Origin of the sequence: Shinella sp. HZN7, from assembly GCF_001652565.1 — a bacterium.
GTDB classification, from domain to species: domain Bacteria; phylum Pseudomonadota; class Alphaproteobacteria; order Rhizobiales; family Rhizobiaceae; genus Shinella; species Shinella granuli.
The window spans coordinates 54,095-79,340 of the sequence record NZ_CP015740.1 but is presented as its reverse complement, the minus strand read 5'-3'; the positions used below and the strand labels follow the sequence as shown (position 1 = coordinate 79,340).

General features: G+C 63.5%; 23 protein-coding genes and 1 pseudogene. 11 read left to right on the top strand and 13 right to left on the bottom strand.

The annotated features are described in order from the left end of the window. Positions 1-23: 23 nt before the first annotated feature. The 7 genes from shn_RS29480 to shn_RS29455 form a co-directional block, all read right to left on the bottom strand. Positions 24-1,694 (bottom strand): sigma-54-dependent Fis family transcriptional regulator, encoded by a 1,671-nt coding sequence (locus shn_RS29480; protein ID WP_084438659.1) that lies wholly within the window; start codon positions 1,692-1,694, stop codon positions 24-26. A gap of 64 nt (positions 1,695-1,758) precedes the next feature. Beyond that, on the bottom strand, positions 1,759-2,256 hold the full coding sequence (locus tag shn_RS29475; RefSeq protein WP_064334111.1) for a hypothetical protein: 498 nt from the start codon (positions 2,254-2,256) through the stop codon (positions 1,759-1,761). A gap of 387 nt (positions 2,257-2,643) precedes the next feature. Beyond that, positions 2,644-3,633, bottom strand: a complete 990-nt coding sequence (locus shn_RS29470) for an extracellular solute-binding protein (protein ID WP_064334110.1) — start codon at positions 3,631-3,633, stop codon at positions 2,644-2,646. A 48-nt stretch (positions 3,634-3,681) separates the two neighbouring features. After that, on the bottom strand, positions 3,682-5,322 hold the full coding sequence (locus tag shn_RS29465) for an iron ABC transporter permease (protein WP_064334109.1): 1,641 nt from the start codon (positions 5,320-5,322) through the stop codon (positions 3,682-3,684). Further along, positions 5,319-5,507: a TOBE domain-containing protein gene (locus tag shn_RS35305; protein ID WP_084438658.1), complete on the bottom strand. Its 189-nt coding sequence runs from the start codon at positions 5,505-5,507 to the stop codon at positions 5,319-5,321. Before shn_RS35305 ends, shn_RS29465 begins: the two co-directional genes overlap by 4 nt. Positions 5,508-5,527: 20 nt before the next feature. Further along, positions 5,528-6,298 (bottom strand): ABC transporter ATP-binding protein, encoded by a 771-nt coding sequence (locus tag shn_RS29460; protein WP_245337516.1) that lies wholly within the window; start codon positions 6,296-6,298, stop codon positions 5,528-5,530. Positions 6,299-6,410: 112 nt separating this feature from the next. Further along, positions 6,411-7,211, bottom strand: a complete 801-nt coding sequence (locus tag shn_RS29455; protein ID WP_064334108.1) for an inositol monophosphatase family protein — start codon at positions 7,209-7,211, stop codon at positions 6,411-6,413. A gap of 216 nt (positions 7,212-7,427) precedes the next feature. On the opposite strand from shn_RS29455, the gene shn_RS29450 reads away from it, so the two are divergent. Then, positions 7,428-8,213: a DeoR/GlpR family DNA-binding transcription regulator gene (locus shn_RS29450; RefSeq protein ID WP_064334107.1), complete on the top strand. Its 786-nt coding sequence runs from the start codon at positions 7,428-7,430 to the stop codon at positions 8,211-8,213. A gap of 98 nt (positions 8,214-8,311) precedes the next feature. Here shn_RS29450 and shn_RS29445 read toward each other — a convergent pair whose 3' ends face one another. Next, positions 8,312-9,241, bottom strand: a complete 930-nt coding sequence (locus shn_RS29445) for a LysR family transcriptional regulator (RefSeq protein WP_064334106.1) — start codon at positions 9,239-9,241, stop codon at positions 8,312-8,314. A gap of 171 nt (positions 9,242-9,412) precedes the next feature. Here shn_RS29445 and shn_RS29440 point away from each other — a divergent pair, with 171 nt between their 5' ends. The 7 genes and pseudogenes from shn_RS29440 (at position 9,413) to mmsB (ending at position 16,715) form a co-directional block, all read left to right on the top strand. Then, the gene (locus tag shn_RS29440; protein ID WP_064334105.1) at positions 9,413-10,621 is read left to right on the top strand and encodes an ABC transporter substrate-binding protein; all 1,209 of its coding nucleotides are present in this window, start codon (positions 9,413-9,415) and stop codon (positions 10,619-10,621) included. 14 nt (positions 10,622-10,635) lie between these two features. Beyond that, complete coding sequence (locus tag shn_RS29435; RefSeq protein WP_064334104.1) at positions 10,636-11,418, top strand: ABC transporter ATP-binding protein; 783 nt, start codon at positions 10,636-10,638, stop codon at positions 11,416-11,418. 1 nt (position 11,419) lies between these two features. After that, on the top strand, positions 11,420-12,121 hold the full coding sequence (locus shn_RS29430; protein ID WP_064334103.1) for an ABC transporter ATP-binding protein: 702 nt from the start codon (positions 11,420-11,422) through the stop codon (positions 12,119-12,121). A 7-nt stretch (positions 12,122-12,128) separates the two neighbouring features. Then, entirely contained in the window at positions 12,129-13,016 is an 888-nt protein-coding gene (locus tag shn_RS29425; protein WP_064334102.1) for a branched-chain amino acid ABC transporter permease, read from the top strand. Positions 13,017-13,074: 58 nt separating this feature from the next. After that, positions 13,075-14,000, top strand: a pseudogene (locus tag shn_RS29420) (branched-chain amino acid ABC transporter permease). Between the two features lie 167 nt (positions 14,001-14,167). Further along, positions 14,168-15,760, top strand: coding sequence for a GMC family oxidoreductase (locus shn_RS29415; RefSeq protein WP_064334225.1), 1,593 nt, complete (start codon positions 14,168-14,170; stop codon positions 15,758-15,760). Between the two features lie 79 nt (positions 15,761-15,839). After that, positions 15,840-16,715, top strand: coding sequence for a 3-hydroxyisobutyrate dehydrogenase (mmsB, locus tag shn_RS29410; protein WP_064334101.1), 876 nt, complete (start codon positions 15,840-15,842; stop codon positions 16,713-16,715). An 84-nt stretch (positions 16,716-16,799) separates the two neighbouring features. On the opposite strand, the gene shn_RS29405 is transcribed toward mmsB, so the two are convergent. Then, the gene (locus shn_RS29405; RefSeq protein ID WP_064334224.1) at positions 16,800-17,393 is read right to left on the bottom strand and encodes an NADPH-dependent FMN reductase; all 594 of its coding nucleotides are present in this window, start codon (positions 17,391-17,393) and stop codon (positions 16,800-16,802) included. A 77-nt stretch (positions 17,394-17,470) separates the two neighbouring features. Between shn_RS29405 and shn_RS29400 the strand changes: the two genes are divergently transcribed. Then, positions 17,471-17,845 (top strand): helix-turn-helix domain-containing protein, encoded by a 375-nt coding sequence (locus tag shn_RS29400; RefSeq protein WP_064334100.1) that lies wholly within the window; start codon positions 17,471-17,473, stop codon positions 17,843-17,845. A 189-nt stretch (positions 17,846-18,034) separates the two neighbouring features. On the opposite strand, the gene shn_RS29395 is transcribed toward shn_RS29400, so the two are convergent. Continuing rightward, positions 18,035-20,539 carry a heavy metal translocating P-type ATPase gene (locus shn_RS29395; protein ID WP_084438657.1) on the bottom strand — a complete coding sequence of 835 codons (2,505 nt, stop codon included), beginning with the start codon at positions 20,537-20,539 and terminating at the stop codon, positions 18,035-18,037. Positions 20,540-20,698: 159 nt separating this feature from the next. On the opposite strand from shn_RS29395, the gene shn_RS29390 reads away from it, so the two are divergent. After that, positions 20,699-20,893: a heavy-metal-associated domain-containing protein gene (locus shn_RS29390; protein ID WP_064334098.1), complete on the top strand. Its 195-nt coding sequence runs from the start codon at positions 20,699-20,701 to the stop codon at positions 20,891-20,893. 14 nt (positions 20,894-20,907) lie between these two features. Next, on the top strand, positions 20,908-21,300 hold the full coding sequence (locus shn_RS29385; RefSeq protein ID WP_064334097.1) for a DUF305 domain-containing protein: 393 nt from the start codon (positions 20,908-20,910) through the stop codon (positions 21,298-21,300). Positions 21,301-21,612: 312 nt separating this feature from the next. Here shn_RS29385 and chrA read toward each other — a convergent pair whose 3' ends face one another. From chrA to rocF, 3 genes are all read right to left on the bottom strand, one after another. Then, a complete protein-coding gene (chrA, locus tag shn_RS29380; protein WP_145926103.1) occupies positions 21,613-22,821 on the bottom strand; it encodes a chromate efflux transporter in 1,209 nt (402 codons plus the stop codon). Positions 22,822-23,147: 326 nt separating this feature from the next. After that, a complete protein-coding gene (gene ocd / locus shn_RS29375; protein ID WP_064334095.1) occupies positions 23,148-24,209 on the bottom strand; it encodes an ornithine cyclodeaminase in 1,062 nt (353 codons plus the stop codon). Between the two features lie 26 nt (positions 24,210-24,235). Continuing rightward, positions 24,236-25,156: an arginase gene (gene rocF, locus shn_RS29370; RefSeq protein WP_064334094.1), complete on the bottom strand. Its 921-nt coding sequence runs from the start codon at positions 25,154-25,156 to the stop codon at positions 24,236-24,238. Between the last annotated feature and the right edge of the window lie 90 nt (positions 25,157-25,246).

Here is a 25,246-nt window from a genome sequence, read left to right as displayed (position 1 = left end):
CGTTGGGGGAAGGTTCACATGGCTCAATTCTCAATGGAAATTATGCGCCTAACCGGCTCAGTTCTGCGTGGAAACCAACAGTGGATGGACACCGTGCTGATCCGGTAGAAAAGATCCCTGCGGAAACGGCCGGCATCAACCTCTCGTTTCAGGTCTCGGTTTGTGGAGGCGACGAGACGGACATCCACCGGCCGCGGACGACTGTCGCCAAGCCGGTGCACGACCCTTTCCTCCAGCACACGCAGCAGGAATGGTTGAATATCGATCGGCATTTCGCCGATCTCGTCAAGGCTCAGCACGCCACCATTGGCGAGTTCGAAAACGCCTGCTTTGCCCTCCCTGGAGGCGCCGGTGAAGGCGCCAGCGGTATGTCCGAACAATTCGCTGCCGAACAGTTCCTTGGTGATCGCGCCGCAGTTCAGTGCGATGAAGGGGTTGCTGGCGGATTTTTGACTGCGGGCATGGATAAGCCGGGCGAACAGTTCCTTGCCGACACCCGTCTCGCCTTCGATCAACAGCGAGGTCACATCCTCCGTCTCGCCGACACGGCAAGCGACATCGATGGCCGACAGCAAAGCCTCGCTTTCGCCGATGATAAGCGAACGATCGGTTTGCAGGCGCTGTGGCGCGGTCACGTTGCCAACCGAAACCGCTCTGCTCTCGATCTTCGGAAAGACCAACGCCACACCGCGGACGTCGCCATCCAGTTCCAGGGGACAGACATTGCAGGATTGCATGTCCCGGGGCAGGGAGGTGGCGACGCTGTCGAGGAAGCCGGAGCTGCTCAGCTCCGGCAATCGACAGTTCCGGCCATCCTGACGAACGGTGTCTCCAAATCGCTTCTTGTCCTTGAGCGGCACGTTGTTGCTGTAAACGGCGCGCCCATGGCGGTCGACGATCATCAGGCCATCGCTGGATCGGTAATTGCGTGTCGAGGAAATGAAGGCTTCGAGAAGCCGCATCCGCTCTTCATTCTGGGAGTCGGCCAATGCGCGCTCGATTTCCCGGGCCGCAGCGGTGACCAGCGCGATGTTGTGCGGCCGAAAAATGTCGGGATGGCCGGAGAGGTCGACGACGCCGATGATCTTGCCGTCGAAGGGGTCACGGATCGGCGCGCCGGCGCAGGTCCAGCTCTTGATGCCTGCGCAGAAATGTTCGGCGGCATGCACGAAAACGGGCTCGCCCGTCCAAAGCGCCGTGCCGATGCCGTTCGTGCCGACGACGTCTTCGGTCCATTTGCCGCCAATGCCCAAATGAATATCCATGCCGTCGAAGATCGTTTGTTTGTCGCCGATGGCGTCGATCAGAATACCCTCGCCATCGGCGAGCACCAGCATGGCACCGGTTCCTTCGAGCATGCGTCCTATGACCGAGAAAGGAAGCTGCGCGGCGCGAACCAGTTCGGAACTGCTTCTCGTGAGCGCCTCGACCACATCTCTGTCAGCCTCGAGCGGCGCCTCATGGCGTTGGGCATCAATGCCGCCCCGCGCGCACCGATGCCAGGAATCATTAATCGTCGAGCGGACCGGCAGCGACGACCCAGAGGGCTCCACCCTGCCTTCCAGCAGGGTTTCCCACGCCTTCATCGTTTTCAGTTCGTCGTAGGTCTGATGCAACGTGACATTGCTGGAGATTATACCGTCGATATGCGGTGACGATCCGGAATTCTCTGATGGATACGCATCTTGTTTCATACGGCTATCATAGTCCACGCTAGAGGGAACTTGACGTCAGGCGCCGGATTTTACCTATGGCGGGTCAGCCATACGCTCCTTGTATTTCGGGAGGAATTTCGAGTCGTGTGCCGATGTCGAGGGCCAGATCCCCGTCCGTGTAGGCTGTGCCCAGCAACACGCCGTCGATGTCGGCCAGTGCCTCGGTCACCTCACCGTCCAACGGTGCGATGAAGCCGTTTGCTGCCGTTGCCAACCTGAAGATCCTCACGCCGCGATTTTCGCGAATCTCTCCGAAAAATTGCAACTGCCGTCCTGAACCGACGTCGACAGCGATGACACGGCCGTTGGCGGTTACGCGGATCCTCGGTTCTGGTTCGGGCGCAGGCTTTGGGCCGCCGCCGATATGGATGATCAATCCTTCAGCCTGCGGCACCTGTTTTGGCTTCTTCGACGCTGAATAACGACCATTGCTCAGTTGATCCGCCAGTTGGGTAATCACGCCGCGATTCTGCTCTATCAAACGCTTCACGTGAGCATCCTCACGCCGCGGGCCGTCCTGCTTTGAAAAAATCTCGACCATGTGAATCCTCCCAGATCCGCAATCCTCGGCGCCTGTGAATGGTAGAATAGCAGCGCTCCCCATCGCCACTAGCCGTTCGCTTTTTTTGCAGGGCGCGCCGCTCGAATGAACGCCAGTCACTTTTGTGACAATCCACTATAAAGTATTCTAACATAGAAAAGTGGTACAGGAGGGCTCCTTCCGTGAATTTGCGCCCTTGGCTGTCGCTCACCGCGGTCGCGCCAACCTGCATGGAGCCGCTTCGTGCATTCCACCACTTCCCGCGACTGCCCAGGAACGGTCCGTCGATCCACGTCGACGTCCTGCGAGCCAACAAGGCCACGCCCATTGAAAAGGGGCCAGCCGTCCTGATGACGGCCGGCCCCGCTGATGGGAGGGTCGCGGCGATCAGTTCGCGCCGGCGGCGGCGTAGGATTGCCAGGTCTTCAGGAATTCGTCACGCTTGTCGGCGGCTTCCTTCTCGTCGATGTCGAAGACCTTGATGGCGGACATTTCCGGCAGCTTGACGATCTTCGAGACCTCGATGTCGCTGCGGCTCGGGCGGCGGAACGAGGTTTCCAGGAGCGCCGTCTGGGTTTCCTTCGACATCAGCACGTCGAAGGCGGTCTTGGCCGCATCGCCGCCCGGCGCGCCCTTGACCAGGCCGGCGAAGTCGGCGGTGATGAAGGTGCCGTCCTCCGGATAGACCAGCTCGATCTCTTCCTGGCCGCCGTCGACATAAGGGTAGGCATTGGCCTCGAAGGCGAGGCCCACGGCATATTCGCCCATGGCGACGCCGCTCTGCACGGCCGAGGAGGACGAGCTGACCGCGACATTGGCGGCGAGCTTCTTCAGCTCCTCGTCGCCGATCATCTTGTGCAAGCCCCACAGGATCGTATAGCCGGTCGAGCTGTTGGCCGGGTCGGCGACGACGATCTTGCCTTTCCACTTCGGATCGAGCAGGTCGGTCCAGGTCCTGGGCGCCGGCAGGTCGCCGAGCTGGTCGGTGTTGACCATGATCACCACGACATGGACATTCGCGGGCGTGAAGAGGTTGCCAGGATAGCGCAGCTTTTCCGGAATGGCGGAGAGTTCCGGGGATTCATAGGCCTGGAACTGGCCTTCGAAGGCGCCGACCGTGTTGAAGCTGGAGCTCCAGAAGAGATCGCCCTGGACGTTCGAGGCTTCCGCCTCCAGACGGCGCAGCAGAACGCCGCTGCCGCCGGTGATGGAGTTGAGGCGGATGTCCGGCGCCTTCTCCTTCAGCGTGTTCGCGACGGCCTCGATGGCCTGCTCGGGATTGGAGGAATAGAGCGTGACGGTCTTTTCCTGGGCGAAGGCCGTGGTGCCGGCGGCAAGCGCGAGGATCGCGGCGGCGAGGGTCGTGTGGATCTTCATTGTTTCGGTTCCTCTCTGTTTGTTGGATCGACTTGTCTGGATTGACCTTCACTTCGACGCGAACACGTCGATCTTGAAGACTTTCGTGGCCACGATGATCGGGATGATGATCACGGCGATGAGGACGAGGCCGTAGGCCGAGGCATAGGCCATCAGGTTGCTGCCGATCAGCCGGAAGACCTGGATCGTCAGCGTCTCCCGCCCGCCGGAATAGACGAGGATGGAGGCGCTGAGCTCGGAGACGCTGGTCGTCCAGGTGAGGATGGCGGCCGAGGCGATCGCGGGGCCCATCATCGGCAGCACCACCTTGAAGAAGGTGCGCAGCGGCGGCGAGCCGAGGCTGATCGAGGCTTCCTCGATGGAGTTCGGGATGTTGTGCAGCGTCGCCTGGGCGCTGCGCATGCCGAAGGGCAGGCGCCGCACGAGGAGGGCGAGGACCATGATCGTCGCCGTGCCCGTCAGCGGCAGCCAGCCGGAATTGAACGACACGACCAGGCCGATGCCGAGCACCGTGCCGGACAGCGCCAGCGGGATCGACGAGATATAGTCGAGCCAGGGCGTGACGGCGTTGCGCTTCTTGATGATGAGGTAGCTGACGAGCGCGCTGAAGCAGATGCCGATCAGCGTCGCCGCGCCGGCATAGATCAGGGAATTGACCAGCGGCTGCGGCGCGTTGATGAAGACGCGCTCCATGTTGGCGAGCGTCCAGTTGCCCCATTGCATGACCGGCCCGCGCGACACCGTGAAGGCACCGACGGCGATGACGGCGAGCGGCACGAGCGAGACGATGACGATGAAGCTGGCGGCAAGCCCGATGACCGCACCCCGCCAGCCGGTGATCGGGACGGGCCTTGCGCCGCGGCCCTGCGCGATCTCGAACCGGCCGCGCGAGACGATCCAGCGGTTGAGGAAGAGGATCAGCATGACCATGACGACGGAGACCGTCGCGAAGGTACTCTGCATGACGGGAGCCGCCCCGCCCTCCGAGACCGCGGCCTGGTAGGTGACGACCGACAGCAGCGGCAGCCGGTTGGCGAGGATCATCGAGATCGCGAAATTGCCGACGACCATGGTGAAGACCAGGAGCGCGCTGGCGAGGATCGAGGGCAGGATGACCGGCAACATGACCTTCATGCGCGAGCGGGCGGGCGAGGTGCCGAGGCTCTGGGCGGCTTCTTCAAGGGTCGAATCGAAGCCGCTGATCGCGGCGACGGTGCCGATATAGACATAGGTGTAGTAGACGAAGGTCATCACCGTGACGAGGCCGAACCAGCCGTAGAAGGTCGGCAACTGGATGCCGATGTTGCGCAGGAAGCGGGTGATGAGGCCATTGTTGCCGAGCGCCATCAGCCAGGTCTGGGCGGAGATCACCTCCGGGATGACGAGGGTGATCAGCGGCAGGAGCGCGATGATCGACTTGCCGAAGAAGCGGTAGCGCGCCGTGACATAGGCGAGCGGCACGCCGATCAGCACGCAGGTGCAGGTGACGACCGAGGCGAGGATCAGCGTGTTGAGGATGGCGGTGAGGCCGCGCGGGTCGGCCAGCAGCCGGCTCCAGCCGTTCTGGTCACCGGAGACGCTGGCGGTCAGGATGTTGGCCACCGGATAGACGATGAAGACGAGGAGCGCGACGAGGGCGGCGAGCGAAAGCCACAGCCACGGGGCGCGAAGGTCGGAGGCCCTGATCATGACGCGATCACCATGGCCTTGGAGGGATCGATGGTGGCGATGACGTCGGTGCCGATCTCGAAGCCGTCATGGTCGTCGCCGTGGGAATCGACGTTGATGAGCGTCTCGTCGGGCAGCGCCAGCTTGTAGCTCGTCTTGCCGCCGAGATATTGCCGTTTCACGACGCGCCCCGTGAGCCCCTGCATCTCGGCGGATGTCCGCGGCTTCAGCCGCAGGTCCTCGGGCGCATGATGAGGATGCCGTCGCGGCTCGTGCCGGTAAGCGTGTTGCGCGCGAGGATCGCGGCATCGCCCAGCATGATGCGGGCCGTGCCGTCGGCATTGGCCTCGGCGACCGTGACGTTGATGCGGTTGGCCGCGCCGACGAAATCGGCGACATAGGCGGTGCGCGGCGTCGCATAGATCTCCTTCGGCGTGCCGAGCTGCTCGACCTTGCCCTTGTTCATCACGCCGATCCGGTCGGACATGGACAGGGCCTCCTCCTGGTCGTGCGTGACGAAGACGGTGGTGATGTTGGCTTCGCGCTGGAGATCGGAGATCGTTTCGCGGATCTGGATGCGAAGCTTCGCATCGAGGTTCGACAGCGGCTCGTCCATCAGCAGGACCTGTGGCTTGATGACCATGGCGCGGGCGAGCGCGACGCGCTGGCGCTGGCCGCCGGAAAGGGCGGCCGGGTGGCGGTCCATGACGTGGCCGAGGCCGACATGCTCCAGCTCGTGGCGGACCTTCTTCATCATCGCCTCGCCGCTCTCGCCGCGCGCGCGAAGGCCGTAGGCGACGTTCTCGGCCACCGTCTTGTCGGGAAACAGCGCATAGTCCTGGAACACCATGCCGATATTGCGCCGATGCGGCGGCAGCCGGGTCACGTCCTGCGACTGGAAATAGATGTTGCCCTTTGCCGCCTGCACGAAGCCGGCGATGGTGCGCAGCAACGTGGTCTTGCCGCAGCCCGAGGGCCGAGCAGGGTGAAGAAGCACCCTTCCGGTATCGTCAGGCTCAGATCGGCGATGACGTCCATTCCTCCGTAATTGACGTAGAGGTTCTTGATATCGATCCCCATGGTTCTTCTCCCGGTTCGTTCAGGTGGTCTCAGGCGGGAATGTCGAGGCCGCTCAGCATCTCGACGATCTCCCGGTGCTTGCGTACATCGCCCGCTGCGAGGATGCGCGGGCCGGTCTTCAGCGTGACCGGCTGGCCCTGCCAGTCGGTGATGACGCCGCCGGCTCCCTCTATGATCGGGCGGAACGGAGCGTAGTCATAGACCTTCAGGCCCGTATCGAGCGCGACATCCGTGCCGCCGTCGGTAAGCAGGCCATAGGCGAGCGCGGCTGCGCCGTAGATGCGCCAGTTGGTGCGCTTGCGCAGAAGGTCGAGCGCGGGGCGCTCGGCATCGGAATAGAAGTCGGGGTTGCTGGTGGACATCATGGCGAGCGACAGGTCCTCGCAGGATTTCACCCGGCAGGGCGCGCCGTTCTTCAGCGTCGGCCGGCCGGCGACGCCGAGCCAGCGCGCGTCGACCGGCGGAATGTCGATGATGCCGAGCATGGGAACGCCGCGATGGGCGAGCGCGATGAGCGTGCCGTAGACCGGCATGCCGGCGATGAAGGAGGCGGTTCCGTCGATCGGATCGAGCACCCAGACGAAATCCGCGTCCTCGCGCTGCCATTCCTGCTCCTCGCCGATGATGCCGTGCCCGGGGAAGCGGGCAACGATCATCGCCCGCAATTCCGTCTCGATCGCCATGTCCATCGCCGTCACGAGGCTGCGGTCGGGCTTGACCGAGACGCCGAGCCGGTCGCGCCTGTGCTGCTCGATCATGCGGCGGGCCGTGTCGGCAAGCTCGATCGCGAATTCGATGTGGCAGTCCTCAACGGGCACATTGGACGTCATCAGGATTTCCCCAGTGTCAAAGGTATTGGCACCCGACCGCGCGAGTGCGAAATTAAGCGATATGAGCGCTTATGTGTGGTACTGTGGCATTACAAGCGATATGTGTCAAATTGTGTATGTGGCAAATGTGCAAATTTGTGGGATTTTCTGCCGCCAGAATGGCAAGGGCGGTTTTCTCTGGTATGGACGGGTGAGTTCGAGGGAGCGCAGGGCGACATGTGGCAGGAAGAGCGACAGCAGAAGATCCGCGACCTCCTTGCGGCCTTCGGGCAAGTCTCGACAGACCGGATCTCCCAGAGTTTCGGTGTCGCGCGGGAGACGATCCGGCGCGATCTCGTCGAGATGGAGCAGGCGGGGGAACTGCGCCGGGTGCGCGGCGGTGCCGTGCCGCTGGTGCGCGAGGCGTTCAGCTTTAAGGTGCGTCATACCCAGCGCCTGCAGGAAAAGCGCGCCATCGCCGCGACGGCCCTGCCGTTCCTGCGCAACGGCATGACGCTGTTCATGGATGCCGGCTCCACCACGACCGTCATGTCGGAAACCATCGCCGGCCCGAACGGCCTGACGGACCTGACCATCATCACCAATTCGTTCGACGTCGCCCGCAACCTGACCGAGCCGACCGGCGAGCCCTCCCGGCGCTTCCGCGTCCTCATGCTGGGCGGTGAGTTCAAGCAGGATCCGAACGAGATCGTCGGCGCGGTGGCGATCAACGAGATCCACCGCTACCAGGCCGATCTGGCGATGGTGGTGCCGTGGGGGGTCGATGCGGTCAAGGGCGCGTCGGACTTCTATCTCTACGGGGCGGAAGTGGCGCGCGCCATGGTGCAGAATTCAGGGCAGACGATGATCCTCGCCGACCATTCGAAGATCGGTGCGCCGCCGCGCACGGTGTTCTGCCCTCCCGACGAGATCGACATCCTGGTGACCGACGCGAAGGCGCGCGACAATCCGAGCTTCGAGGCCATCCTCGAAAAATTGCCGAAGGTCGTGGTTGCGGAGTAGGTCAGCAGGGCCGCGGCGACAGCGCCGCCCGGCGCAAGCGCGGATTCTCGCCCGAGACGGGAACGATGCGTTGTGCTTCGAATGGCGAGCGGCCGGCTTCACCGCCGGCTGTCGTCGTCGAGCTCCCGAAGGAACGAAGGCATGTTTGAGCGCGCGATCCTGAAGAGGAAGTCGATCACCATCCGCACCCGCGGCACGTTGCGCAGGTCGTGGTGGCAGATCAGCCAGTAGGTGCGCCGAAGCTCGACCTCGTCGGCAAGGACGATCTGGAGTTCGGGATGCTGCTTGGCGACGAAATGCGGCAGGATGCAAAGGCCCAGATCGTTCCGTGTCGCCGTCAACTGGGCGAAGATGCTGGAGCTCTGGAAGCGCGCCTTGATGCCGGGATGGACGTCGCCGAGATAATCGAGGCCCGGGGCGAAGATCATGTCCTCGATGTAGCCGATGAAGGGATGCTGGAGCAACTCGTCGCGGTTCTGCACCGGACCGTTCTGTTCGAGATAACGGCGGGAGCCGTATACATGCAGGCTGTAGTCGGCGATCTTCTCGCAATAATAGGGGCCGGCTTTCGGCGGGTCGAGGGATACCGCGAGATCGGCCTCCTTGCGGGAGAGCGACATGATCTGCTGGATCGTCACCAGTTCGAGGGCGAGGTTCGGATAACTCTCCGTGAAATCATGCAACTGGTGGGTCAGGAAGAAGTTGGCGAAGCCTTCGGGCGCGCTCATGCGGATCACGCCGCGCTGGGCGGTGGCGCCTCCGGAAATTTCCGCCTGAAGCCTGTCGGCCTCCGCCTCGATCTTTTCGGCCGTATCGATGAAGCGCTGGCCCATCGAGGTCAGGACGTAGCCGCGCGGATTGCGCTCGAACAGCTTCACCTTCAGCGCAAATTCCAGCCGGTCGATGCGGCGTGACACGGTGGCGTGGCTCGTTCGCAACTGTCGCGCGGCCGTCGACAACTGCCCGGTCCGGGCGACCGCCAGAAAGTACATCAGATCGTCCCAGGTGAATTGCGGATATGCCGACATGCGTGCCTCCTCTGTTCAAAAATGAACAGACCCTGTTTGCAATTAATTTCTGACGGGCCTTGCGTCAATCCGGCTTTTTGGGAAACTAGCGGCGGGAGGGTCGCTGTCGGGAGGACGGTCGGCCAATTTTTGAACAGATCTACATTTCTATTGATCTCGGGGAGGAGATACATGCGTAACAGTCTCATTGCGTCCACAGCCATCCTGCTCTCGATGGGTACGGCCGCCATTGCCGCCGATGTATCCGATGGCAAGGTCAAGATCGGCATTCTCAACGACCAGTCCGGCGTCTATGCCGATTTCGGCGGCAAGTGGTCCTACGAGGCGGCGAAGATGGCCGTCGAGGACTATGGCGGCCAGGCGGCCGGCGCACCGGTCGAAGTCGTGACCGCCGACCACCAGAACAAGGCCGACATCGCCTCCAATATCGCCCGCCAGTGGTACGACACCGAACAGGTGGACAGCATCATGGAACTGACGTCCTCGTCGGTCGGCCTCGCGGTCCAGGCGCTTTCCAAGGAAAAGAAGAAGATCACCATCAATACCGGCGCGGCGACGACCGAGCTGACCGGCAAGCAGTGCAGCCCCTACGGCTTCCACTGGGCCTATGACACGCATTCGCTCGCGGTCGGCACGGGCGGCGCGCTCGTGAAGCAGGGCGGCGACAGCTGGTTCTTCCTGACGGCCGACTACGCCTTCGGCTATTCGCTGGAGGAGAACACGGCGAACTTCGTCAAGGAGAACGGCGGCACGGTTGCAGGCTCGGTCCGCCACCCGCTCGGCACGACCGATTATTCCTCCTTCCTCCTGCAGGCGCAGTCGTCCGGTGCCAAGGTGATCGGCCTTGCCAATGCCGGACTCGACACCGCCAACGCCATCAAGCAGGCATCCGAGTTCGGCATCGTGGCTGGCGGGCAGCGTCTTGCGGCGCTTCTCTTCACGCTTGCCGAGGTCCATGGCCTCGGCCTTGAAGCGGCCCAGGGCCTGACGCTCACCGAGGGCTTTTACTGGAACCGCGACGAAGAGTCGGCGGCGTTCGGCAAGCGCTTCTTCGACCGTACCGGCCGCATGCCGAACATGGTCCACGCCGGCACGTATTCGGCCGTCACCCAGTATCTCAAGGCGATCGACAAGGCAGGCACGGATGATGCCGATGCGGTCTCCAAGGCGCTGCACGAAATGCCCGTCAACGACGTCTTCGCCAAGGATGGCACGGTCACGGCGAACGGCCGCATGGTCCATGACATGTACCTGCTCGAAGTGAAGAAGCCGGGCGAAAGCGATGTCGCCTGGGATTATTTCACGGTGCTGGCGACCATTCCCGGCAAGGACGCTTTCATCGATCCGGCCAAGAGCGGCTGCGATCTGGTGAGCCAGTAAGTCTGGACGCAAATATGGCCATGTCTGAACGACAGACGCAGCCGGATCCGCGGGTGGTGCTTTCCGCCCGCGGCCTTCGGCGCGATTTCGGCGGCTTCTCCGCGGTGAAGAACGTCGATCTCGATGTCCATCACGCCCGTGTCCACGCCCTGATCGGGCCGAACGGCGCCGGCAAGACGACCGTCTTCAACCTTCTGACGAAGTTCCTGCAGCCGACGTCTGGCACGATTACGTTGCTGGGGACCGACATCACGAACATGCCGCCGGACAAGGTCGCCCGCATGGGCCTCGTCCGGTCCTTTCAGATTTCCGCAGTCTTTCCGCATCTGACCGTGCTGGACAACGTTCGCGTGGCGCTGCAGAGGCCGAACAATCTCGCCACGCAGTTCTGGAAGCCGATGGCATCCTTGAACAGCCTGAATGCCCGTGCCGACGAACTGATTTCCATGGTCGGTCTCGACCGATGGCGCGACGGCATCGCCGCCGATCTGTCCTACGGCCGCAAGCGCGCGCTGGAGATCGCCACCACGCTGGCGCTGGACCCGAAAGTGCTGCTGCTGGACGAACCCATGGCCGGCATGGGGCAGGAAGACGTCGGCGTCATCGCCAGTCTCATCACCGAACTTTCCAGGGACCGCGCCATCCTGATGGTGGAGCACAACCTCAAGGTCGTGGCCAATATCTGCCATCACGTCACCGTGCTCCAGCGGGGCGAGATCCTGGCCGAGGGCGACTATGCCGCCGTCAGTCAGAACGAGCAGGTCCGCGTCGCCTATATGGGCACGGAGGAGGCCTGACATGAAACCATTGCTCGAGGTCAAGGGCCTCAACAGTTGGTATGGCGAGAGCCACGTCCTCCACGGCGTCGACATGACGGTGCGCGAAGGGGAGATGATCACCATCCTGGGCCGCAACGGTGTCGGCAAGTCGACGACGCTGCGCACGATCGTCGGCATTCTGCGCGAGCGAAAGGGCCAGATCCTCTTCGACGGCAAGGACATGATGGACGTGCCGCTGCACAGGACGGCGCATGCCGGCATCGGCTTCGTGCCGGAGGAGCGCGGCATCTTCGCGACGCTGACGGTGGAGGAAAACCTCATGCTGCCGCCGGTCGTTGCCAAGGGCGGACTGTCGCTCGAGGAGATCTACGGCCTTTTCCCTAACCTTGCCGAACGCCGCACCAGCCCGGGGACCAAGCTGTCCGGCGGCGAGCAGCAGATGCTGGCGATGGCCCGCATCCTGCGCACCGGGGTGAAGATGCTTCTTCTCGACGAACCGACCGAGGGGCTGGCCCCGGTTATCGTGCAGCGCATCGGCGAAGTGCTGAAGAAACTGAAAGAGCGCGGCATGACCGTGTTGCTGGTCGAGCAGAACTTCCGTTTCGCCAGCAAGATCGCCGACCGTTTCTACCTGATGGACCACGGCCAGATGGTGGCGGATTTCCCGGTGTCGGAGCTGCCGGACCAGATGCCGATGCTTCACAAAGTTCTGGGGGTCTGACCGAGCCATGACCATGATTTTCGGAATTCCGGTGCAGGCGTTCCTGGGCCAGTTGCTGATCGGGCTGATCAACGGTTCGTTCTATGCGCTCTTGAGCCTCGGGCTCGCCGTCATCTTCGGCCTGCTTCGCGTGATCAATTTCGCCCACGGGGCGCAGTACATGCTGGGCGCCTTCGTCGCGTTCCTGCTGCTGCAGTATTTCGCGATCGGTTACTGGGCCGCCCTCATTCTCGCACCCCTCATCGTCGGGCTTCTCGGCGCGGTCATCGAACGCACCATGCTGAGCCGGCTCTACAATCTCGATCCGCTCTACGGCCTGCTCTTCACCTTCGGCCTGGCGCTGACGATCGAGGGAACGTTCCGCTATCTCTATGGCGCTTCCGGCCAGCCCTATGCGGCTCCGTCCTGGCTTGCGGGTGGCACCAATCTCGGCTTCATGTTCCTGCCGAACTATCGCGGCTGGGTCGTCGTTGTCTCGCTGCTCGCCTGCCTTGGAACCTGGCTGCTGATCGAGAAGACCAAGCTTGGCTCCTACCTGCGTGCGGCGACGGAAAACCCTGTTCTCGTGCAGGCGTTCGGCGTCAACGTGCCGCTGCTCCTGACCTTCACCTATGCGCTCGGCGCGGGTCTCGCCGCCTTCGCCGGCGTGCTGGCCGCGCCGGTCTACCAGGTCTCGCCGCTGATGGGCACGAACCTCATCATCGTCGTCTTCGCGGTGGTCGTCGTCGGCGGCATGGGGTCCATCATGGGCGCGATCGTCACGGGTTACATGCTCGGCATCGCCGAGGGCCTGACCAAGGTCTTCTACCCGGAGGCCTCCAACATCGTTATCTTTGTAATCATGGCGATCGTGCTTCTGCTGCGGCCCGCCGGCCTGTTCGGAAGGGATGCGTGACATGGTGGAGCTTTCTGAGAAAATGGCGACGAATGTCCAGCCGGAGCGTACTGCCTCCATGATCCAGGTGGGATTGCTGGTTGTGGCGGTGGGCTGCCTGGCCGCGGCCCCGCTGTTCCTCTACCCGATCTTCCTGATGAAGCTCTTGTGCTTTGCGCTCTTCGCCTGCGCCTTCAACCTGCTGCTCGGCTATACCGGCCTGCTTTCCTTCGGCCACGCCACCTTCTTCGGCGGCGCGGCCTACTTCACCGCACATGCGGTGAAGGAGTGGGGCGTCACCCCGAGATCGGCATTCTCATCGGTGTCGCGGGCGCCGCGCTGCTCGGGCTTGTGGTCGGATTCTTCGCCATTCGCCGGCAGGGCATCTATTTCGCGATGATCACGCTGGCGCTCGGGCAGATGTTCTATTTCTTCTGCCTGCAGGCGGCCTTCACGCATGGCGAGGACGGTATCCAGTCGGTGCCGCGCGGCCATCTGTTCGGCCTGATCGACCTCAACCGGCCGACCAGCATGTATTATTTCGTCCTGGTCGCCTTCCTGATCGGCATGGCGATCATCTGGCGCTTCATCAACTCGCCCTTCGGCATGATCTTGAAGTCGATCCGAGAGAACGAGCAGCGCGCGATCTCGCTCGGCTATTCCGTTCGCAATTACAAGCTTGGGGCCTTCGTCATGTCGGCTGCGCTCACGGGTCTTGCCGGCGGGCTGAAGGCCCTGGTGTTCCAGTTCGCCACGCTCACCGATGTCGGCTGGCAGATGTCGGGCGAAGTGATCCTGATGACGCTGCTCGGCGGTATCGGTACGATGATCGGGCCGATCGTCGGCGCGGGCCTTGTCGTCACGCTGCAGAACTACCTCGCCACCTCCGACTTTCCGGTCACGATTGTCACCGGCATCGTCTTCATGGCCTGTGTGCTGCTCTTCCGCCGCGGCATTGTGGGAGAGTTCTACACCTCGCGATTGGGCAAGAAGCTCGGCTTCTAGAAGCCCCTCCTGATCGCGCCGGCATAGGTGCCGGCGCGACACGAACCTGCATCGGCTCCCCGGTGCGAAACGGCAGGGTGCCGGAGGCCGGCCCCACGAGAATGGAATGGACACACCACCCGCGGCGCCCGTGCGGCACGCTGGAAGGGTCCTGCTTGGAGTTCGACATGGAACAGTTCGACTACATCATCGTAGGTGCCGGCAGCGCCGGCTGCGTTCTGGCCAACCGGCTGTCGGCGGACCGACGCAATCGCGTGCTGTTGCTGGAGGCGGGCGGAAGCGACAATTATCACTGGATCCACATTCCTGTCGGCTATCTCTACTGCATCAACAACCCGCGCACTGACTGGTGCTTCTCCACCGAAAAGGAGGCCGGCCTCAACGGCCGGGCGCTGAACTACCCGCGCGGCAAGGTGCTGGGCGGCTGCTCGTCGATCAACGGCATGATCTACATGCGCGGCCAGGCGCGCGATTACGATCTGTGGCGCCAGCTTGGCTGCACCGGCTGGGGCTGGGACGACGTGCTGCCGCATTTCCGCAAGTCGGAGGACTTTTACAAGGGGCCGAGCGACATGCACGGCGAAGGCGGGGAATGGCGCGTGGAGCGCGCGCGCGTGCGCTGGGCGGTGCTCGATGCCTTCCAGAAGGCCGCAAGCGAAGCCGGCATACCCGAGACCGAGGACTTCAACCGCGGCGACAATGAAGGATCCGGCTATTTCGATGTCAACCAGCGCTCGGGCATCCGCTGGAACACCTCCAAGGCCTTCCTCAAACCGGCCCGCAACCGGCCCAACCTCACCGTCCTTATTAAAGCGCATGCGCGACGCCTGATTGTCGAAAATGGCGACGTGAAGGGCGTCGAGTTCCAGCACCAGGGCATTGCGAAGAAGGCGTATGCGGCCCGCGAGACCGTGCTCAGCGCCGGCGCGATCGGCTCTCCCCATCTTCTCGAACTCTCCGGCATAGGCCGTGGCGACATCCTGAAAAATGCGGGCATCGAGGTCGTAAGGGATGTGAGGGGCGTCGGCGAAAACCTGCAGGACCATCTGCAGCTTCGACTGGTCTATAAGGTCACCGGCGTGCCGACGCTGAACGAGAAAGCGAGCACGTTGCTCGGCAAGGCGTCGATCGGGCTCGAATATCTGGTGAAGCGCTCCGGCCCCATGGCGATGGCGCCGAGCCAGCTCGGCATCTTCACCCGTTCGGGGCCGGACAAGGAGACGCCCGACCTGCAATATCACATCCAGCCGGTGTCGCTCGAAAAGTTCGGCGAGGGGGTCCATCCGTTTCCGGCGATGACGGCGAGTGTGTGCAACCTTCGCCCCGACAGCCGCGGCTCGGTCCATGTCAAGGGGCCGGACTTTGCCCTGCAGCCGCAGATCCGCCCGAACTATCTCAGCGAACAAAGCGACCGCGACGTGGCCGTCCGTGCCATCCGCCTGACACGCCGCATCGCGCAGCAGCCGTCCTTCGCCCGCTTCACGCCGGTCGAATACAAGCCCGGTCCCTCCTTCGAGACCGACGCGGATCTTGAAAAGGCGGCGGGCGACATCGGCACGACGATCTTCCACCCGACCGGCACCTGCCGGATGGGGTCCGATCCGGAAAGCGTCGTCGATCCGCAACTGAAGCTGCGGGCGCTCGGCAGGCTTCGCATCGCCGATGCTTCCGTCATGCCGCGCATTACCTCGGGCAACACCAATTCGCCGACGATCATGATCGCGGAGAAAGCCGCCGCGATGATCCTGGCGGAGAGGTGAGCCAGCAATTCCCGGGCGGATGCGCTTTGGTCGCGCGCCCATGCCTAACCCCTATAGGTCTGTACTAAGGACGATCAGCATGGCTTATGTCGCATTCATCGGATTGGGCAATATGGGCGGCCCGATGGCTGCAAATCTTGTCAAGGCCGGACACAGCGTTTCCGGTTTCGACCTGTCCGAAGCCTCGCTCGCCGCTGCTGCGCAGACCGGCGTGAAGACTTTCGCAACCCTGACGGAGGCCGTGAGCGGTGCGCAGACCGTGATCACCATGCTGCCGAAAGGCGAGCATGTCGTTGCCGTTTGGGAGAAGCTGGCAGGCCTGGTTCCCGCCGGAACCCTCCAGATCGATTGCTCGACCGTGGATGTGGAAAGTGCGCGCCGGGTCCATGGCATCGCCCGGGCGGCGGGTTGCCCCTCGTTGGACGCGCCGGTTTCCGGCGGTACGGGCGGGGCTGCCGCCGGAACGCTCACCTTCATGGCCGGCGGCTCGCCCGAGGCCTTCGCCGATGCCAGACCGTTCCTGGAAGCAATGGGCAAGAAGATCGTGCATTGCGGGGCTGATGGCGCCGGCCAAGCCGCGAAGATCTGCAACAACATGATCCTCGGCATCTCCATGATCGCCGTCAGCGAGGCCTTCGCGCTGGGCGAAAGGCTCGGTCTTTCCCACCAGGCCCTGTTCGACGTGGCTTCGGCGTCTTCCGGCCAATGCTGGTCCCTGACCTCCTATTGCCCGGTGCCCGGGCCGGTTCCATCTTCGCCCGCCAACAATGCGTACAAGCCCGGCTTCGCTGTCGCCCTGATGCTGAAGGATCTTCTGCTCTCCCAGGATGTTGCCGAGGCCTGCGGCGCCACCACGCCGTTGGGTGCGGCCGCCGCGAGATTGTACGAGGCTTTTGCGAAAGAGGGGAACGGCGACCGGGACTTCTCCGCCATCATCGACATGCTGCGGGGATAATCCAGGCGCTTCGCCGCTCTACAGTCCGATCCTCGCCTCTTTCGGCTGCCGGGGCCATGCGGTGAGAGCCCGCTCATTGGCGCTTCAGGCCTCGGCGGCCTTTGCCGCCATGGTCGCCCTGGCCCACCAGACCAGTTCGTCGAGTGCCGTTTTCGCCGCCGGCAGAAGGCTGGCTTCGATCGCGGCGACCGGCTTGTTTCCATTGGCCGGATGTATGGCCATGAAGTCGCTGCCGCCGATATGCACGGCGGCATGGGTGGAAACCATCTGCAACTCCACGCCGATCCCCCGCAGATGTTCGATCGCGCGTGCCGCGCCGGTTCCACCATAGCCGATCGCGGTGAACGGCTTGCGATTCCACTCCCTGTAGGCCTGATCGAGCGCATTCTTGAGAACGCCGGTGATCGAATGGTTGTATTCCGCGACGACGAAGATGTAGCCGTCGTAGCGGGCGATTGTCTCCTGCCAGCGAACGGCTTCGGAATTCCGGCTCGGCATCCACATGTTCGATGCCATCTCGTCGAAGAAGGGAAGGGGATGATCGCGCAGGTCGACCAGTTCCACGTCCATGTCGGTCCGGGCCTGCGCCTGCTGTAATATCCACTGGGCAGGCTTGTCGGCGAGCCTGGTCGGGCGTGTCGAGCCGATGATGATGGCGATTCGCGGCCTAGAATTCACGATAACCTCCTGTATCTTGGTTTCCAAGAGGAACCAGCTTACGAAAGGTTTCCAGAAGCGGACAAGGAGGCACTTTGTTGAAACCAGATAACCAGGAGCATACCGCAGCCTGCGCCCACATCGGCCGGATGCTTGCGCGCATCAGCGACAAGTGGACCTTGCTCGTGGTGCAGGTGCTCGGCCGTGGGCCGCTGCGTTTCAATGCCTTGCGACGCGAAGTCGGCGAGATCAGCCAGAAGGTGCTTGCATCGACATTGCGGGAACTTGAGGAGAATGGCTTCGTCTCGCGGACCGTCACGCCGGTCACGCCACCCCAGGTCGAATATGCGCTGACGGATCTGGGGCGGGATTTCCTGGAACCGGTTCGCGGCCTGGCCGAGTGGGTCGTCGCAAATTCCGCGCGGATGGATGCGGCGCGTGCTGCATATGCGCGCCGCCGCGGGCATGGCTGAAGCAAGGAGGGGTTTCCCGAGAACGGCGCGCCGTGGTGGCGCCGCTGCAGGATAGGGCGGTGCGGGCGATGATCACCGTGGCAGGCGTTGACCAGGACCTTGAGCGTCTCGGCCATGTCCTGCGGCTCCTGTTGTCTGCCGTAGGCAACGACAGCCAATCCTGACCATGGGATCGGCTGTCGGCTTTCGTCAGCGGGGGACCGCGAAGGTCTTGAGCCGGAGTGCATTGCCGAGGACGAAGACGCTCGACAGGGCCATGGCGCCAGCGGCGAAGACGGGCGACAGGAGGATGCCGTAAGCCGGATAGAGCAGGCCCGCGGCAACCGGGATCAGGGCCGTGTTGTAGGCGAAGGCCCAGAACAGGTTCTGCCGGATGTTGCCGATCGTCGCCTTGGAGAGGGCAATGGCGTTCGGCACGCCTTGCAGGCTGCCCGACATCAGCACCACGTCGGCCGCCTCGATGGCAATGTCCGTGCCCGTTCCGATGGCAAGGCCCACATCCGCCTCGGCCAGTGCCGGAGCGTCATTGATCCCGTCTCCGACGAAGGCGACCTTGCCATGCGCGGCCTTGAGGCGGCGAACCGCGGTGACCTTGCCGTCCGGCAGCACTTCGGCCACGACCTCGTCGATCCCCAGGCGCGCCGCGATGGCCCTGGCCGTGCGCGCGTTGTCGCCGGTGATCATCGCGACCTTGAGGCCGAGATCATGCAGTGCCCTGATGGCCGCGGGCGTCGTCTCCTTGATAGGATCGGCCACGGCGATGATCGCCGCCAGCCTGCCGTCGATCGCGGCATAGAGCGGCGATTTGCCTTCATTGCCGAGGCGTTCGGCAATGCCGGAAAAGGCCGCGACGTCATGGCCGAGCTCGACCATGTACCGATCCGCACCGACCTCGACAGGCCTGCCATCGACCACGGCCCTGACCCCGAAACCCGTTACCGATTCGAAGTCCGACAGGACGGGTCGTGCGATATTTTCCGCAGCGGCTGCATCCACGATCGCCCGGGCGATCGGGTGCTCCGACTTGGCTTCCACGGCGGCGACGAGCCCGAGAACGTCTGTCCGTTCGAAGCCCGCGGCCAGTTCCAGATCGGTGAGGGCCGGTTTTCCTTCGGTCAATGTGCCCGTCTTGTCGACGGCGACGACGTTCGCGTCCTTCAGCAGTTGGAGTGCTTCGCCCTTGCGGAAGAGCACGCCCAGCTCAGCCCCGCGACCGGTGCCCACCATGATCGAGGTCGGCGTTGCCAGTCCCATCGCACAGGGGCAGGCGATGATCAGGACGGCGACGGCATTGACCAGCGCGAAGGTGAGCGCGGGCGGCGGGCCGAAATGGAGCCACGCGGCGAAGGTGAGGGCGGCCACGGCGAAGACGGCCGGCACGAACCACATGGTCACCTTGTCCACGAGCGCCTGGATCGGCAGCTTGGAGCCCTGCGCGTCCTCGACCATGCGGATGATCTGCGAAAGCACCGTGTTGCCGCCGACCGCCGTGGCGCGGATCGCAAAGGCGCCCTTCTGGTTCACGGTTCCCGCGACGACCGGGCTGCCGCTCTTCTTGGAAACTGGGATCGGCTCGCCGGTGATCATCGATTCATCGACATAGCTTTCACCCTCGACGACCTCTCCGTCCACCGGCACGCGCTCGCCGGGGCGAATCTCGACGATATCGCCTGATGCGACGGCGTCGATCGGCAGTTCCACCGTCTTGCCGTCCCTGCGCACATGCGCCGTCTTGGCCTGGAGACCGACAAGGCGCCTGATCGCTTCGGAGGTGCGTCCCTTGGCCCGGGCCTCAAGCAGCCTCCCGAGCAGGATCAACGTCACGATGACCGCGGCCGCCTCGAAATAGACGTTGACCGTTTCTGCCGGCAGGAAACCCGGGGCGAAGGTCGCGACCAGCGAATAGCCGTAGGCGGCAAGCGAGCCGACGGCGACCAGCGAGTTCATGTCGGGAGCAAGGCGCCACAGGGCGGGCAATCCCTTGTCGTAGAAGCGGATGCCCGGGACAAACAGCACCAGGGTTGTGAGCACGAACTGGAGGTACCAGCTGTTCTGCATGCCGATTGTCGTGGCCATCAGGTGATGGGCGCCCGGAATGAGGTGCGCGCCCATTTCCAGGATGAATACCGGTGCCGTCAGAACCGCCGCGATGGTGAAGTCGCGGGTCAGCTCGCGGCGTTCCGCTTCCTTCCTTTCAGCGTGGTCCTCCGTCTCGGCCTGGTGGCTGCCGGCTGCCGCTGCGATTACTTTGGCCTCGTAGCCGGCGTTCTCGATTGCTGCCACTATGGCCGCGGCATCGGCCGTTCCCTGCACGGTCGCTTTCTCGGTCGCGAGGTTGACGACGGCGTTCGTGACGCCGGGCACGGCCTTGAGTGCCTTTTCGACCCGCCCCACACAGGAGGCGCAGGTCATGCCCTCGATCGCAACCTCGCGCGAGGTTGCGGCCGGCGCGGAGAAGCTTGCCGGAACCGTATAACCGGCTTTTTCGACCGCGCCGATCAGCTTGGCACGATCGACCGGCACGCTGGTGGTGATGCTCGCCCTTTCGGTCGCCAGATTGACGACCGCGTCAGCAACGCCGGGCACGGCCTTGAGCGCCTTTTCGACCCGGCCGACGCAGGAGGCGCAGGTCATGCCCTCGATCGGTATCGATAGCGTTCCGGACAGGTCTGTTGTTCGAACGGGGGCATTCATGGCCGCCCTCCTTTCTCGTTCCGAAAATCAGGTTCGGGTGGAAGATGGGGCTTCCAACGATGGGAAGGTCAATAGCAGTTTTTCTTTTTTGCGCGCTTGACCTTCCCATCGTTGGAAGCCCCATCTTGAGTGCCATGAGACCCAACAAGGAGATTTCTCATGGAACTCAAGATTGAAAGCATGACCTGTGGCGGTTGCGCCAGATCCGTCACCCGGGCAATCCAGTCCGTCGATCCGAATGCCAGGATCGAGGCCGATCCTGCCGCGCGCAGCGTCAAGGTCGAGACGAGCGTAAACCTCGGGACCCTTCGACAGGTCCTCGAAGAGGCCGGATATCCGGCAACTGTGGACTGAACGGGAGCAGGACCATGAACAAGCTCACGCCGATCTTCATCGCAGGCGCCCTCGCCATCAGCGCAGGCCTGGTGATTGCACAGAGCCAGATGAAAACGGGCGACGCCATGCAGGGCCACGACATGTCCGGCATGGCGATGCCGGCTTCGGACAGCCCGTCTACGAAAGCCTATGCGATGGCCATGGACGCCATGATGAAAGGCATGATGGTAGACTATACAGGCGATGCCGATGTCGACTTCATGCGCGGCATGATCCCCCACCACCAGGGTGCGATCGACATGGCGAAAGTCGTGCTCGAACACGGCAAGGATCCCGCGGTCCGCAAGCTCGCCGAGGAGGTCGTCAAGGCCCAGGAAGGCGAGATCGCCATGATGAAAAAGTGGCTCGCCGATCGCGGCAAGTGATCGAAGCGCCGCAAAACCGCAAGGCACCCGGCTCCGCTATCCGGGGAGCGGACACCGGGATGCCCGTCGCGTTTTGCTGGATGACCTCGAAAGACCACTATCTTGCAACCATGCGCGAAATGATCGTGCCCAAGGTTGGCAGGACTGCGGATTGAAGCATGCGCAGGCAGGGGATGTTCAAACCCCTGCCGGTTTTCCGGACTTTTGCTGAAGGCGGAGCCTCGGCAACGGCCGGTATTGCCCGCACCTGGCGCAGGAACCGGCGCCAGACTTTGAGAAGCGCGTTTCCTCAAGATCAATGTGCTGGCCTGGTTATGGCGCGACCCGAAGCAGAATCGCGCCCGAAGACATCACGATCACCACGATCCACGGAGGTGCCTTCCAAATCACCAGAAGGAGGAAACCTGCGAGAGCGAGGGCAAAATCCGCCGGTGTCAGCACGGCACTTGTCCAGACCGGGTTGTAGAGCGCTGCCCCCAGTACGCCGACCACGGCGGCATTCGCGCCACGCATTGCAGATTGTGCCGCCGGCAGCCTGCTCAAGCTGCCCCAGAACGGCAGTGTACCGACAAGCAGGAGGAAGCCGGGCAGGAAGATCGCGATCAGGCAGAGCGCTGCTCCCAATACGCCATTCGGGGGCGGCCCCATTACCGCGCCAAGATAGGCGGCAACGGTGAAGAGCGGACCGGGTACGGCTTGCGCAACGCCGTATCCCGCAAGGAACGCGTTATCCGACACCCAGCCCGGGTGCACGACCTCCGCTTGAAGCAACGGCAGGACCACATGGCCGCCTCCGAACACCAGCGAACCGGATCGATAGAAGGCATCGAAGAGGTTCAGCCCCTGCGAGCCGCTCGTGGCCGCGATCAATGGCAACAGGACGAGAAGCAGGGCGAAGCCGGCCAGGCACCCGAGCCCGACGGTCTTGGAAACACGAAGCGAGATGGCCCCGCCGGGTCTTTCTTCCGCCTCGCGACAAAGCACGAGCCCGACCAGACCGCCCAGAACGATTGCGGTCAACTGACCGAACACGCCGCCAAATGTGACGACGGCGACTGCTGCAAGTGCGATTCCTGCTCGTGGCCGGTCAGGCGTCAGCGACTTGGCCATGCCCCAGACGGCCTGGGCGACGACGGCGACCGCGACAAGCTTGAGGCCGTGGAGCAGCGCTTGCCCGATTGGATTGTCGAGGGCGGCCGCAGCCATGGCAAAGATCACCAGGATCACCGCGGACGGCAGTGTGAAGGCGCTCCACGCGGCAAGCGCGCCCAAGGGGCCGCCTCGCATCAGCCCGAGCGCGAAACCGACCTGGCTCGAGGCCGGGCCGGGCAGGAACTGGCAGAGCGCGACGATATCGCCGTATCCCTTTTCGTCGATCCATTTTCGCCGAACCACAAGCTCGTCGCGGAAGTATCCGAGATGGGCGATCGGGCCGCCGAATGACGTCAGGCCGAGCTTCAGGAACGCCGAGAAGACCTCCGATGCCGTCCCCGCAGGACGGGATGCCGCCTGACCTTCCATCACGTCCAAGCCCATTTCTCCACTTCATTCCTCGAACTGCTGCCTTGGAGGTATTCCGTCATCGATGACAACACAATGACGGATTCGCAGGCTCGGGCACCCTCGCTGCCCTGCGCGTGGAGAAAGCGGCTGCAACAAACGCGGCGATGCCGATGGATGATGCGGATGACGCCGGTTACGGTAACGGGCTGGTCTTCGCGTGACGGAGAGGGATCGATCGTCCGTCGCCGGGTGTTTGCCAGCCTTGGCCGGCGATGCCGCATCCCATGTCATGGATGGGCCTTGCCGTCCGGCTCGCGATACGGCGAACCGGACGGCGGCACGTATCAGGCTGCGTTGAGCTTCTTCTCGCAGCGCAGCAGCATGCCATAGAGGTCGCGCGGCTCGTCGGGATCGGCGAGCAGGTCGAGTTCCGTGAACATGCCGTGCTCGGCAATCTTCTCCCGCACGTAGCGCAGCGCGGAGAAGTCCTCGATGGCGAAGCCGACGCTGTCGAACAGGGTGATCTGGTCGGCGCTCCTGCGGCCCTCGGTCTCGCCGGTCATGACCTGCCAGAGTTCGATGACGGGATGCTCGGCCGGAAGCTGCTGGATTTCGCCTTCGATGCGCGTCTGCGGCGGATATTCGACGAAGATGTCGGAGCGCAGCAGGATGTCCTTGCTGAGCTCGGTCTTGCCGGGGCAGTCGCCGCCGACGGCATTGATGTGGGCGCCGGGGCCGACATGGTTGTCCGAAAGGATCGTCGCATATTGCTTGTCGGCGGTAACGGTGGTGATGATGTCGGCGCCCTCGACGGCCTCTTCGACCGACCGGCACTCCTCGATGGTGAAGCCGAGGCCGGCAAGGTTCTCCGCGCACTTGCGCGTTGCCGACGCGTCGATATCGAAGAGGCGAAGCCTGTCGATCCCGAGAAGCGACTTGAAGGCGCGCGCCTGGAATTCGCTCTGCGCGCCGTTGCCGATGATGGCCATGGTGCGGGAATTCGGCCGCGCCAGATATTTGGCCGCCACCGCCGAGGTCGCCGCCGTGCGCAGCGCGGTCAGGATTGTCATCTCGGTGAGCAGCATCGGATAGCCGTTGCCGACATCCGACAGCACGCCGAAGGCCGTCACGGTCTGCCGGCCGTCGCGGGTGTTCTTCGGGTGGCCGTTGACATATTTGAAGCCGTAGAGCGTCCCGTCGCTGGTCGGCATCAGTTCGATGACGCCTTCCTTGGAATGGGACGCGACACGCGGGGTCTTGTCGAAGACCGGCCAGCGCCGGAAGTCTTCCTCGATCGTCGCCGCCAGTTCCGTCAGGAACCGGTCGATGCCGACCTTCAGGACCAGCTTCATCATGTGGTCCACGCTGACGAACGGAACCACGTTCAATTTCGGATCAGTGTTCATTTTCCCTCCAACCAGGAACAGCCGGCTCAGCCTGCAAGCGTCGGGCGATCCATCACCCGCTTGCCCATCAGGCTGGCAACAAGATCGACGAGCAGCTTTGCGGTCTTGCCGCGTTCGTCGAGGAACGGATTGAGCTCGACGATGTCGAGGCTCGTCACCAGGTCGCTGTCATGCAGCATTTCCATGATCAGGTGCGCCTCGCGGAACGTCGCCCCGCCCGGCACGGTGGTGCCGACGGCCGGCGCGATATCCGGCTCCAGGAAATCGACGTCGAAGCTGACATGCAGGAGGCCGTTTGCGGCCCGGACCCGCTCGATGAAGGTGCGCACGAGGACGCCGACGCCGTGTTCGTCGATCACGCGCATGTCGTGGACCGTGATGCCGGTCTTCCGGATGGCGGCCTGTTCGGCGGGATCGACGCTGCGGATGCCGATCATGCAGACATTTTCCGTGGGCACGGCATGGGCGAGCGCCGGGAAGTAGCCATCGAAGCCGGCCTGGCCGGTATAGTAGGCGACGGGGGTGCCGTGCAGGTTGCCGCTTGCGGTCGTTTCAAGACTATGGAAATCCGTATGGGCGTCCAGCCAGAGCACGAAGAGCGGCCGGCCGCGTTCGGCAGCGCGGCGCGCAAGGCCCGGAACGGTGCCGGCGGATATCGCATGGTCGCCGCCGAGGAAGATCGGCATGCCGGCCTTGCCGTGCTCGTAGGCCGCGGCCGACAGCGCTTCTACCCAGGCGACCGTCTCGCCGAGATGATGCACGGCGGCGTTCGGATGCGGCATCTCGTCGAAGGCGCGGGGCGTGAGGTTGCCGATGTCCTTCACCGTGTGGCCCAGTTCCTCCAGCGCCGTGCGAAGGCCGGCGATGCGAAGGGCGCTCGGCCCCATCTCGCAGCCAAGCTGCCCTGCACCAATTTGCAAGGGCGCGCCGATCAGCGTGCACTCCATGACTTAACTCCTCATTGTTTTTCCAGATTCTAGAAGCCCCGAACGGCAGATTGAATATTGAATTTTGGCATCTCGGAATGCCATATTGAT